11 protein-coding genes are annotated in these 12,080 nt (G+C 54.6%); 9 read left to right on the forward strand and 2 right to left on the reverse strand.

Annotated features, from left to right (window positions below; all coding sequences use genetic code 11):
• Window positions 1-16: 16 nt before the first annotated feature.
• On the reverse strand, window positions 17-427 hold the full coding sequence (locus tag IQ241_RS04355; protein ID WP_228021368.1) for a hypothetical protein: 411 nt from the start codon (window positions 425-427) through the stop codon (window positions 17-19).
• Between the two features lie 69 nt (window positions 428-496).
• On the opposite strand from IQ241_RS04355, the gene IQ241_RS04360 reads away from it, so the two are divergent.
• The 9 genes from IQ241_RS04360 (at window position 497) to IQ241_RS04400 (ending at window position 11,356) form a co-directional block, all read left to right on the forward strand.
• On the forward strand, window positions 497-775 hold the full coding sequence (locus IQ241_RS04360; protein WP_193905190.1) for a DUF2470 domain-containing protein: 279 nt from the start codon (window positions 497-499) through the stop codon (window positions 773-775).
• A gap of 67 nt (window positions 776-842) precedes the next feature.
• The gene (locus tag IQ241_RS04365; RefSeq protein ID WP_193905191.1) at window positions 843-1,085 is read left to right on the forward strand and encodes a 2Fe-2S iron-sulfur cluster-binding protein; all 243 of its coding nucleotides are present in this window, start codon (window positions 843-845) and stop codon (window positions 1,083-1,085) included.
• Window positions 1,086-1,280: 195 nt separating this feature from the next.
• Complete coding sequence (locus IQ241_RS04370) at window positions 1,281-1,574, forward strand: DUF760 domain-containing protein (protein WP_228021369.1); 294 nt, start codon at window positions 1,281-1,283, stop codon at window positions 1,572-1,574.
• A 128-nt stretch (window positions 1,575-1,702) separates the two neighbouring features.
• Entirely contained in the window at window positions 1,703-2,791 is a 1,089-nt protein-coding gene (mutY, locus tag IQ241_RS04375; RefSeq protein WP_390622416.1) for an A/G-specific adenine glycosylase, read from the forward strand.
• A 165-nt stretch (window positions 2,792-2,956) separates the two neighbouring features.
• The gene (gene ald, locus IQ241_RS04380) at window positions 2,957-4,039 is read left to right on the forward strand and encodes an alanine dehydrogenase (protein WP_193905193.1); all 1,083 of its coding nucleotides are present in this window, start codon (window positions 2,957-2,959) and stop codon (window positions 4,037-4,039) included.
• A 226-nt stretch (window positions 4,040-4,265) separates the two neighbouring features.
• Window positions 4,266-4,991: a DUF928 domain-containing protein gene (locus tag IQ241_RS04385; RefSeq protein WP_193905194.1), complete on the forward strand. Its 726-nt coding sequence runs from the start codon at window positions 4,266-4,268 to the stop codon at window positions 4,989-4,991.
• Entirely contained in the window at window positions 4,978-7,458 is a 2,481-nt protein-coding gene (locus IQ241_RS04390) for a CHAT domain-containing protein (RefSeq protein WP_193905195.1), read from the forward strand. Before IQ241_RS04385 ends, IQ241_RS04390 begins: the two co-directional genes overlap by 14 nt.
• An 89-nt stretch (window positions 7,459-7,547) precedes the next feature.
• On the forward strand, window positions 7,548-10,016 hold the full coding sequence (locus IQ241_RS04395; protein ID WP_228021370.1) for a putative bifunctional diguanylate cyclase/phosphodiesterase: 2,469 nt from the start codon (window positions 7,548-7,550) through the stop codon (window positions 10,014-10,016).
• A gap of 77 nt (window positions 10,017-10,093) precedes the next feature.
• Complete coding sequence (locus tag IQ241_RS04400) at window positions 10,094-11,356, forward strand: cation:proton antiporter (RefSeq protein ID WP_322743575.1); 1,263 nt, start codon at window positions 10,094-10,096, stop codon at window positions 11,354-11,356.
• A gap of 45 nt (window positions 11,357-11,401) precedes the next feature.
• Here the strand turns inward: IQ241_RS04400 and IQ241_RS04405 are convergent, their stop codons facing one another.
• Complete coding sequence (locus IQ241_RS04405; RefSeq protein WP_193905206.1) at window positions 11,402-11,572, reverse strand: hypothetical protein; 171 nt, start codon at window positions 11,570-11,572, stop codon at window positions 11,402-11,404.
• Window positions 11,573-12,080 lie beyond the last annotated feature (508 nt).

A 12,080-nucleotide genomic window follows, 5' to 3' on the forward strand; every position in this document is an offset into this window, starting at 1 on the left:
CGAAATACTGGCCCCCTCAGCGCTGCCCCGCCAGCTGGGAATTAGAAATTGGCGAAGGTAGCAGTTCTCCGGTAGCTGTAAGCGCCGAACGCGGCGTATGCCACCAGAGCTGGAATTCGGGCGCAAAGGTGACGGTATACAATGTAGTCACGAATGGCTCACTGCTGTAGCCCTGTCCAACAATCTCAACACAGTAGGACGGATGCCGCCGGCTGGCCAGATCGACCGTTAACCGTCGCCCAATCCGCCGCCAGCTCGGTTCCTTACCTTTCCACTGGAGGCGACAGCAGGGCCAGGGTAGCTGCTCGCGATCAAACAGCCGACAGCAGGGACCCACAACCCGATAGGTAAAATGAGCGCCAGGGCTTTCAAACAGGAAGCCCGCTGGCCAGGGATGCTCAACATTCGCCGGTGGTGAAGATATCATCAGAATGAATAGAAAGCCAGAATGATCAAGACATTCAGAACATTAGATTAGTAGTTTAAGGGATTTTCCATGTCAGAACCGATTACGCCGGCAATTAGCGATCGCATCTGTAAGCATATGAACAAGGACCATGCCAGTGCCGTCCTGCTCTATGCCCAGCGCTATGGCCCGCACCAATCTGCTACTGCCGCCACAATGACCGCCATCGACCCCCAGGGCATGGATCTGACCGCCCAAGTTGCAGGTGAGACGGTGCCCGTACGGGTCGAATTCGATCATACTTTGAAAGATGCTGCGGACGCTCACCACACGCTAGTTGAAATGCTCAAAACTGACCGTCCCCAATAGCTAACCCGCACCTGCCAGGAATCCCCCCTAACGCCTACGGCGACGCTTCGCGAACACGCCATCACCCATGCCCCTCCAGATCCACTTCCTGCCCGACGACGTCACAGTGCTGGCCGAGCCCGGCGAGCCTCTGCTTCAGGTCGCGGCTCGGGCTGGAGTCACGATTCCGACGGGCTGCCTGATGGGCTCCTGCCACGCCTGCGAGGTGGAAATGACGGGTCAAGCTGAGCCCTGCTGTGCCTGCCTAACGGCTGTCCCCAGCAGCCCGGCTGAGCTAGAGGTCAACCTGTTTTTTGACCCGACCTGGTAGCGATCGCGGTAAACCCCTCACAATCTGGTACGGTTCTACTCACCCGGTAAATCCTAAGGGTTTGTTAAATTATTGACAGTACAGCAATAAGAAGTGATAAGGCTGCCTTGCAAAGGTAGCATTCCGCCCGAGTGAGAGGTTAATACAGTGAATAACGCACCCGGCCAAGTCCCCGAATATCTAGGAGCCAAATCTTTGAAAGAGAACGCCCTCCTCCACTACGTTCAAGCCATGGAACCGGAAACGGTTTCGCAGCTATCTCGTCCCGCCTCGGCTGAAGTGATGCAGGTGATTGAGCACAACGTTCTGGGTCTGTTAGGGGGGCTGCCGCCCCAAGATTTTGATGTAACGGTCACCACCAGCCGCGAAAATCTAGGACGACTGCTGGCCTCGGCCATCATGAGCGGCTATTTCCTCAAAGGCGCTGAGCAGCGCTTGGCCTTTGAACAGTCTATTGGTCAGACAGGCAGTTTAGACGACATCGAGTAGAGGTTAGGCTACAGCTAGCTTAAGCTATTTGAGGGCTCTCGCCCTAAGTAGCCTTTAACCCTTACCCAATTTTGCCAGAAGCCAATATTGGCCCAACTCTAAATCGTTCGGCAGAAAATGCAAATCTTCTGCCGAACTTTGCTGTGGAAGAGCTGCGGCGTTTGCTGCTACGGTGGTATCGTGCCCATGGCCGCAGCCTACCCTGGCGTCAGACCCGCGATCCCTATGCGATCTGGGTTTCAGAAATCATGCTGCAGCAGACCCAGGTTAAGACCGTACTCCCCTACTATCGCCGCTGGCTATCCCAGTTTCCCACGCTTCAGCAGCTAGCGGCAGCCGACCAGCAAACCGTGCTCAAAGCTTGGGAGGGTCTGGGCTACTACGCCCGAGCCCGAAATTTGCACCGGGCCGCTCGACAGCTCAGTGCCGAAGGCGGCGAGTTTCCTCAGCGGTTTGAGACCGTACTGGCCCTGCCGGGGATTGGCCGCACAACCGCTGGCGGTATTCTTAGCGCGGCCTTTAACCAGCCAGTCGCTATCCTTGATGGTAATGTAAAGCGTGTGTTGGCTCGGCTGATTGCGCTGCCCCAGCCGCCCAACCGAGCGCTTAACCAGCTCTGGGCGCTTTCCGAAAGGCTAGTTTCGCAGACCCATCCCCGAGATTTCAATCAGGCTTTAATGGATCTGGGGGCGACGGTCTGCACCCGTCGTCCCGCCTGTTTGCTCTGCCCTTGGCAAAATTACTGTGAGGCGTACAATCAAAATGCCCAGTCAGAGCTGCCGATGACCGAATCTCGCCGCCCGCTGCCGCATAAAAAAGTTGGCGTAGCCGTCATTTATAATGCCGCAGGTCAGATCCTGATCGACCGTCGCCGGGCCGAAGGGCTGCTGGGCGGCCTTTGGGAATTTCCCGGCGGTAAGATTGAGCCAGGCGAATTAGTCCAGGACTGCATCCGCCGGGAAATTAGAGAGGAGCTGGGGATTGAAATTGAGGTGCGCGATCGCCTAATCACAATTGACCACACCTATACCCATTTCAAAGTCACGCTCAACGTTTTCAACTGCAATCACCTCAGCGGAGTTCCGCAGCCGCTCGAATCCGAGGAAGTAAAGTGGGTGACCCTAGCAGAAATTGACCAATACCCTTTCCCCAAGGCCAATAGCCAGATCATCACTGCGCTCCGGCGGATGGCGGCAGGCTCTACCAAAACCTCTTAATTTGAACAACTTGTAGACAGATCAGAATGGCATAATCGGATGACAGCTCCCGAGCTCGGGTGATTATGATTAAGTAGTCTCTTAGACTTGCTTAAATCCGGTACTTATTAGGCAGCAAACCTGACGCCCACAATAGGATCTAAGCGATCCCTGAGGTTTTATCGTATGGAAATCGGCATTCCCAAAGAAATTAAAGATCAGGAATTTCGGGTTGGGCTGAGTCCCGATAGCGTGAAGGTACTAAACCGGCAGGGACATCGGGTTTTCGTAGAAAGTCAGGCGGGGCTGGGAGCGGGCTTTACCGATGCCGATTACAAAGCTGCTGGGGCCGAGCTGGTTAAAACAGCTGAAGCTGCGTGGCAGCGAGAGCTCGTAGTCAAAGTCAAAGAGCCGCTCGCAGCCGAGTATGGGCTGATCCAAAAAGAGCAAATTTTGTTTACCTACCTGCATTTAGCGGCTAACCGAGCGCTGACTGAGGCGCTGATTGCTAGCGGGGTGAGCGCGATCGCGTATGAAACCGTCGAAATCGCGGGTCAGCGACCGCTGCTTACCCCGATGAGTATTATTGCCGGACGGCTATCCGTTCAGTTTGGTGCTCGCTACTTAGAACGCCAGCAGGGCGGGCGCGGCGTGCTACTGGGCGGTATCCCTGGTGTTCAACCCGGCCACGTGGTCATTTTAGGAGGCGGGATTGTCGGTACAGAAGCCGCTAAAATGGCGGTTGGGCTCGGAGCACGGGTAACTCTAGTCGATATCAATATCGACCGGCTCAACCAGCTCGAAGCGCTCTTTGGATCGCGGGTCCAGCTGCTCTATAGCAGCGCTCCTAACATAGAAGCGGTGCTGCCCGATGCCGATCTGGTGATTGGGGCTGTCCTCGTACCAGGACGGCGTCCGCCCCAGCTGATCTCACGTCAGCTGGTCAGCCAGATGCCGACGGGCGCGGTCATTGTCGACGTTGCCGTTGATCAGGGCGGCTGCATCGAAACTGTCCGACCCACTTCCCATACCGAACCCGTTTACACCGAAGCTGGCGTACTGCACTACGGCGTACCTAACATGCCTGGGGCTGTACCTCGGACCGCTACCGCAGCGCTGAACAATAGCACCCTACCCTACATCCTTAAGCTCGCCAATCAGGGACTCCAGGCTTTGGAGCAGGACCCCGCCCTAGCCGAAGGGCTCAATGTCCAACGGCAGCAGCTGATTCATCCAGCTGTTCAGCAGGTTTTTCCGGAATTAGCTTAGCACCCGCTGTTTTTTTAAAAAAACAGCTCAGTAATCTCACCGTTTCTACTCGATTTGTAAATGACTTAAAATTTAAGTATAGAAAATGCAAATTAAGGGTTGAACGGTGAGAATAGCTTCTACCGTTAGCCTTCGATTTGCTACTTGGAGCCCTTTGACTATGCAACGGCTAATCTTATCTAGATGCCTAGCATCGTTCGGTGTGAGCTTGACTCTGCTAGTAGGTATGAGTACCCCTAGCCTGGCAGAGATGCGAAGCAACGATACAGTTCGTCAAGGGCTACCTGGCAGACGCATCAGCGGTGGTTCCAGAGCCCCCCGGGCTGGCTGCGTCAGCCAGCCCAACCAGCGTCTGATTGCCCTCATACCCCGTAGTAATTTAGGTCTGACGGCGACGGCTCAGCCTACTTTTTGGTTTGACCTACCTGCCCTCGATACGGCCAAGCAGGTTGAATTCAATCTCTTCAATCAAGCCGAAGAGCAAATTTACAGCCAAGCGCTAATTGCAACTGGGGAGGCGGGCGTTGCTAGCATAACGCTACCAGAAACCCAGCAGCTCGCTCCGGGAGAAACCTATCGCTGGTCCTTTTCTATCATCTGTAATACCGAGAGTTCTGCCGCTAACCTCGCTGTCACGGGTTTCGTTCAACGCGTTGAGCTAACGCCAGAACTCACCGATCAAGTCGCCGAGATGTCGCTACAGGCCCGGCTTGACCTTTACGATCAGGCGGGAATCTGGTACGACGGACTGACTGCACTAATCGGCCTGCGAAGCAGCCAGCCCTGGAATACGGCTATCGACGCTCGCTGGCAGACCCTACTCCAGTCCATCGGGTTAGAGCACACAGTATCAGCCTCTTTGGTCAATTCACTATTTGAGAGTAACGAGAATCAGTTCTCGACGCCACCCAAGCAAAGCCGTTTGACTTTGGCTGATTATGCTGCCCGCTAGGGGGATGGGCCTGAGCAGATGGGTTCTAGGCTTTGCGGCTACAAGCTTAGCTTACCCGGATAAAGTCTTATCCGAAGTCACGCCAGCCTTAGACGGGACAGGTTCGCAGGTGACTCAGCAGGGAGAGCAGTTCAGGATAGAGGGTGGTTCTCTCTCGACTGACGGGAGGAATCTGTTCCATAGTTTTGAACAGTTCACGGTCGAGGCGGGACGGTCGGTTAACTTTCTCTCAGCCTCAGAAATTCAGAATATATTCGGTCGGATTTCGGGCAGCAACCCGGCTATCATCGATGGCCTGATTCAGGTGAGCGGGAGCAGCGCTAATCTCTATTTGCTCAGCCCCGTCGGCATAGTCTTTGGCCCAAATGCCAGTCTCAATCTGCCAGCTAGCTTTACAGCGACGACAGCGGTCGGCACTGGTTTCGGTGAAAGCTGGTTGGAGGCAGGGACGGCAGGTTCCTACGAGGCTTTAGTCGGAGCGCCCAGCGTCTTCACGTTTGCGACTCAGCCCGGTGTAATCGTCAATGCAGGTAACCTCACCGTTGGGCCAGGGCAGTCGCTGAATTTAATCGGGGGCCTGGTTGCCAACACCGGCACCCTAGCCGCGCCCGATGGGGCAATTACGCTGGCCGCAGTTACAGGCGACCAAACGGTGCGGCTCAGTCAAGCAGAAGCGCTACTCAGTCTAACCTTAGAGCCCGGGCTCAGTAATACCTCTGCCCCCAATCCACCGATCACCACACCGGCTGACTTGCCAACGCTATTGAGAGCCGGCCAAATCGATGCCGCCACCGGTTTGAGCATAGAACCTGACGGGACGGTTCATCTGGTTGGTGAGCCCCTCAACCAAGCTCCTGGCGCTACGGTCGCTGCCGGTACGCTAACGGCAGCAGACGAGCAGGTAAACATCCTGAGAGGACTAGACGAGTCTGGTGTTGGAACAGCACCTTTAGAGCCATCCGCAGTCCCAGAAGACCTTGCGCTGGAACCCGTTTTGCCGGAGGAGGCGACTCTCACGGCATCAAATCCGACCTCGACTGAGAATTTATCCTCAGCCGTCGAAAACAATGGCCTGTCTACTGAGACGACGCTCTCTAATGATTCCTTAGCTTCTAACCGAGCCCGTAGCGAAGTAGGCCTGGCCCCATTGACTACGGCGGAGAACGATGTTGCTGAACCCGCCAGAACGGTTCAGCCTGTACAGGCTTTGCCATCATTAGACAGCCAGGATTTAGCCGCGGATATCCCGTTCTATCTAGCTGCGGTCGAGACCGATCTATCGCGAGGCTTTGAGGATTATCTAGAACTCCCTGCGAGCAGTGCCCCCCCAGCGACGCTAGACGCGATTAGCGCTACTTTACAGCGGGCCGAGGATACACTGGGGATTAAACCAGCTACGGTCTATATCCGCTTCAGCGACGCCGACCGGCTGACGCTGCTGATGATGACTTCATCGGGGCAGATTGTGCAGCAGGTCGAAGGTGTAACGCCAGCTCAGGTCAAGCTTGCAGCTAGGTCATTCCGCCAGCAGGTCACCGATGCGGTGCTGCCGCCTAGCCAATATTTACCTCTTGCGCAGCAGCTCTACGGTTGGCTAATCAAACCGATTGAGACCGATCTTGAAGCACAGAGGATAGACAGCATTGCGTTTGTTCTAGACGACGGGTTACGTCTGTTGCCCTTAGCCGCACTCCATGACGGTGATGAATTTCTAGTGGAGCGTTACAGCGTTGGTATTTTGCCCACTTTTGGATTGACTGACTTCAGTCGATTTAACCCGCTACAGAATGCCTCAACTCGCAATCCTGTATTGGCTATGGGCATGTCTGAGTTTGCCGATCAGAGCCGACTCGCGGCGGTGCCTTTGGAACTGATGCTGATTACTCAGCGGCTTTGGGGGGGAAAGTCCTATCTCAACGACGAGTTTACCCTGGCTAATCTACAGTCTCAGCTACAGCAAAAAGACTATGGGATTGTTCATTTCGCGACCCACGCTGTTTTTAATCCGGGCGCGATGAAGGAATCTTATCTGCAGCTCTGGGATCGGAAGCTACAGTTTGATCAAATGAGACAGCTGAACTTTCAGTCGCCGCCGATTTCCTTACTGGTGCTGAGTGCCTGTAGCACCGCTGTAGGGGACCGGTCGGCTGAGTATGGGTTTGCCGGGCTAGCGGTAAATGCCGGAGCGCAGACTGTGATGGCAAGCCTCTGGCCGGTCAGTGACGAAGGTACGTTAGGGTTTATGGACCAGTTTTACCAGAACCTGAAAACTACGCCGAGCCGATCTGAGGCCCTACAACAGGCTCAAATCGCGATGCTGCGAGGCGAGGTTTGGATCGACCAGGGCGAGCTGCGCGAAACGACCGGGGCGATCGCGATGCTGCCAGAACTGGCTGAAAGCGGCAGCTGGGATTTTTCGCATCCGGCCTATTGGTCAGCCTTTACGATGATTGGGAACCCTTGGTAGTTAACGAATAGCCGGTAGTTAGAAAGCAATGATCCAGGCTGGATCAATCGACGTTGCCAAATGGAGGTGACTTGTCTGTCTCGGCGGTTATGAAGCAAATCAAACGGCGGCCCTATGGGCTTGTCAGTCTTTTAGTCACCGGCTTGCTGCTTGGATTAGGGCCATTCGTCGGCCTCTCTATGTTAGAGCTAGCAGTTTTCGACCAGATGACGCGTAGCCGACCCGACCGGGGACCAGACCCGCGGTTACTCATCGTCGAGATTACTGAAGCAGATATTCGGGCTCAGGGGCGATGGCCCCTATCCGACCAGACGCTAGCCGATCTGATAGCTACGCTTCAGTCCTATCATCCCAGGGTCATCGGCCTAGACATTTATCGGGATATTCCCTTTCCTCCAGGGCAGGAAGCGCTTAGACAGCAGCTCCAATCCCCCAACCTGGTAACAATTACTGGGCTTGGGGTCAGCACCGACAGTGCGGTGCCGCCGCCGCCAGGACTGGACCCGGATCAGGTTGGGTTTAATGATTTTGTGATTGACCCAGACGGCATTTTGCGTCGCAATTTTATGTTTACGATGCTGGGGGAAGAAGAACTGTATTCCTTCGCCCTCCAGCTGAGTCGCCAATATCTGCAGCCTGAAAACAGTTCGCTGTCGGCAGATGCTGATGCCCTCACGCTAGGTCAGACTAAATTTTTGGCGCTGACGTCTGAGGCCGGTGGGTATACAGACATGAGCGATGCGGGCTATCAGATATTGCTTAACTATCGGTCAGCCGACCGGGTTGCCAGGCGAGTCACGCTGTCGCAGGTGCTGGACCAAAAGCTAAAACCAGAATGGATTGAGGATAGAGTCGTCCTGATTGGTGCTACGGCCCCAAGCCTCAAAGATTTTTTCTACACGCCCTACAGCCTAACGGCCGCCAGCAGCCAGGTTATGCCGGGGGTGGTTGTCCATGCCCAAATGGTCAGCCAAATTCTCAGCAGCGTCCTCGATCACCAGCCTCTTTACTGGTACTGGCCCGACTGGGCTGAAGCCCTTTGGATTTGGGTTTGGGCGTTTCTGGGGGGAAGCCTGGTTTGGCACCTGAGGCGCTCTGCCTGGTTGGGCCTGGCGCTATTGGCGGCGGTTGCGGGGCTAACGGCGACTGGATGGCTAATTTTTCTGCTGACGAATGGCTGGATTCCACTTGCAGCACCGGCGCTGGCGCTGTTGCTGACAAGCGTTGGCCTGGTCACCTACCAGGTTTTTCATCATTCTTTCTACGACGCACTGCTTGGCTTGCCAAATCGGTCTCTGTTTGTGGTGCAGCTACAAAAGGCTCTGAGAGGACTGCCAGTTAAGTCAACCGACGCGATCGCGGTTTTCTTGCTTGACGTCAATCACTTCAAAGCCATTAATGAAAGCTTTGGCCATCAGCTGGGTAACCAGTTGCTAATCCAGGCAGCAGCGCGGCTCAAAATCTGTCAGCCAGCTCAGGGGACGCTGGCTCGAATTGGTGGCGATGAGTTTTCCCTACAGTATCGGGTTGAGACCCAGCAGCAAGCTCTCGACCTAGCTCAGCATCTACAGCAGATGTTGGCAACGCCCTTTGAGCTTAACCGGTCGCCGCTGACCGTCACATTTAGTATGGGAATCGCCTTCGCCCAGTCATCGACTCACTCAGCTGAGAACCTAATTCAGGATGCCCATCGGGCAATGTCTCGAGCCCGGGTGTTGAAAGCTGAATGCTATGAAGTATTCAACCCTAAAATGCGATCAGAAGCGGTCCGACAGTTTCAGCTGGAAGCTGAGCTGCGCCGCGCCATTGAACGACAGGAATTTGTCCTGTACTATCAGCCTATTATTGCCCTCCAGACTCGACAATTGGCTGGGTTTGAAGCGCTAGTACGATGGCAGCATCCGCAGCGGGGCTTAATTTCGCCAGCTGAGTTCATTGGGCCAGCGGAAGAGACCGGACTGATTGTACCGCTGGGCCTCTGGATTTTGCGACAGGCCTGCCAGCAGATGTATGACTGGCATCAAGCCTTTCCTCAGCTAGGGCCGCTAATTATCAGCGTCAACCTCTCGCCTCGTCAGTTTAATCAATCCGATCTGACTCAGCAGGTCGCCCAGGTTTTGGCAGACTGTCACTTAGAGAGCTGTAGCCTGAAGCTAGAGCTGACCGAAAGCACAGCGATGGAAAACGTCAGCAGCACCATTGAGCAGCTGCTCAAGCTGAAAGCACTCAACCTAAAGCTGAGCCTGGATGACTTTGGCACAGGTTATTCTTCTCTGAGCTACCTGCACCACTTTCCTACCGATACGCTCAAGGTCGATCGGTCTTTTGTCAATCGCATGGTGGAGACCCAGGGCGACAGTGATATTGTGGGCACAATTATTGCCCTAGGCCATAAACTGGGAATGGATGTGATTGCCGAAGGGGTCGAGACTGAGGAGCAGTGTGTCCAGCTTCAGACCTTTGGCTGTCAATATGGACAGGGCTATCTTTTTTCTAAGCCGCTGCCCGCTCATACCGCAGCGGCGTTCATCGCTCAGCAGGTCACTCAGCTAAGTTAAGGGTAATCTAACTCTGGGGCGATGTTATTCGAGGACGTTGTTGGCTAGCTTCACAGGGCTACTGATAGGGTATGCCCTTGACCTACATTTTCTCACTGCTGGCAATCGGTCTAGTGCTACTAGTTGCGACGCTGGGCTCGGGCTGGATTGCCCGTTTGCCGCTTTCCTCAGCCCTGGTCTATCTGATTGTCGGCGTCTTGTTAGGGCCATATGGGATTGGCCTGGTACAGATGCGTCCGGAGGCGCTGATGGTTCAGCGCCTAATGGAGTTCGTCGTGATTGTCTCGGTATTTGGCTGTGGGCTGAAGATGAACCGGGCGCTGAAGCCATCGGCCTGGCAGAGTCCGATTCGGCTGCTTGGTCTGCTAATGCCGTTTTCGATTGTCGCGATCGCGCTTTCCACCCACTGGCTGCTGGGCCTGAACTGGGGCGCAGCGATTTTGCTAGGCGCAATCCTGGCCCCGACCGATCCGGTGCTGGCCTCTGAGGTGCAGCTGGCCCACGTTGAAGATGCGGACGAGCTGCGGTTTGGCCTGACCTCTGAGGGCGGGCTGAATGACTCCCTAGCCTTTCCGTTTGTCTATTTTGGTCTGTTTGCCCTGAAGGATAGCCAGTGGGAAAACTGGTTTGTCACCTGGGCACTGGTGGATTTTATCTGGGCGATCGCGGCGGGGATTGTCATGGGCATCGGCGTCGCTAAAGCTGTCGTCTGGCTTGACCATCGAATCCAGCGACGGCAGCCGGCAGATGACCTGATGGAGGACATCGTCGCCCTGAGTACGATTTTGCTGACCTATTCGCTGACCGAGCTGGTCAACGGCTATGGCTTTCTAGCCGTATTTATTGCAGGGGTGGTCGTCCAGCGAAACTACTACTGCGACCCTAACAAGCGACTGGCGCAGCTAAAATTCACTGAGCAGATGGAAAAGCTGCTAGAAGTCGCTGCAATGATTATCTTGGGTTCGCTACTTTTGGTTGACCCTATTCTCAGGTATGCTCCTGAGGGGCTGCTCACGGCTGCCCTCCTAATTTTGCTAATCCGGCCGCTGGGCGCTTTGCTAAGCCTATGCGGCAGCGGTATGCCTCTACCCACTCGCGGGCTGTTTGGTTGGTTTGGCATTCGCGGTGTAGGTTCGCTCTACTACCTCACCTATGCTCTGGGTAAAGGGCTGAGCGGAGATACGGCTGAGCGGCTGTCCTGGATTACCTATATTGTCGTAGTCACTTCTATTATCGTCCATGGGGTCAGTGCCTCGCCGCTGATGGAGTGGTACGAGCATGACTTTAAGAGCGATCCGCCGTTGGAGACTGACCCGATTGCCCGTCTGGAAGATAGATAAAGCGTCCGCAGGCGTTTAACCTAATTTCAGCAGTTCTGAGCCAGCTCAGACACTGGCTAAGCGTAGAGCGTACTGAGCCTGTTCTTCGGCGGGAGCCGAGAAGCTCTCTGACCTGACCGTGAAGCGCGAGATTTCCTGCTGCAGCTGTTGGGCCGCTTCGTTGAGTTGGGAAATGGCCCGGTTAATCTCCCGCAGCGAGTCGGTGGTGATGGCCAAAAGCTAACCATACTTAGAGTTTGCTTTGTAGAGTCAAAACTCTCGTCGAGAATCGCTTGTTCATTCGATGCGATTTCATCCGTCAGCGCATAGTAGTCTTCGATAATCGGTCTTGCGGACGGAATAGCCCAGCAGGGTTCTATCGCGAAGTTTGAGGTTAGCAAACATGAAAAGCTACCTAACTTTTAGATGAACTAAGTCTGACTGCTGCGGAAGTCATTAGACTCAGGAACAGAAGCTTGACGTCAGAAAGTTCAATTTGCTACTCAGATAGCTTGCCCAAAATCAAAGAAAGTTTCTCATCCGGGCTCGGCGGGTTGCCCTGACGAAAGGTTACGATTTAGCTATGCCGATCATCGACGTGCAAAACCTGAGCAAGGTCTATAGTGGACCCCAAAAACTGGACAGGTAGCTAAGCTCCGAATCACTCAAAAAATGATAGGAGTTATTCATGAGCAGAAAACGCAGACAGTATAGTCCAGAGTTCAAAGCAAAAATTGCGATTGCA

This window comes from Vasconcelosia minhoensis LEGE 07310 (genome assembly GCF_015207255.1).
Lineage (GTDB): Bacteria > Cyanobacteriota > Cyanobacteriia > Phormidesmidales > Phormidesmidaceae > Vasconcelosia > Vasconcelosia minhoensis.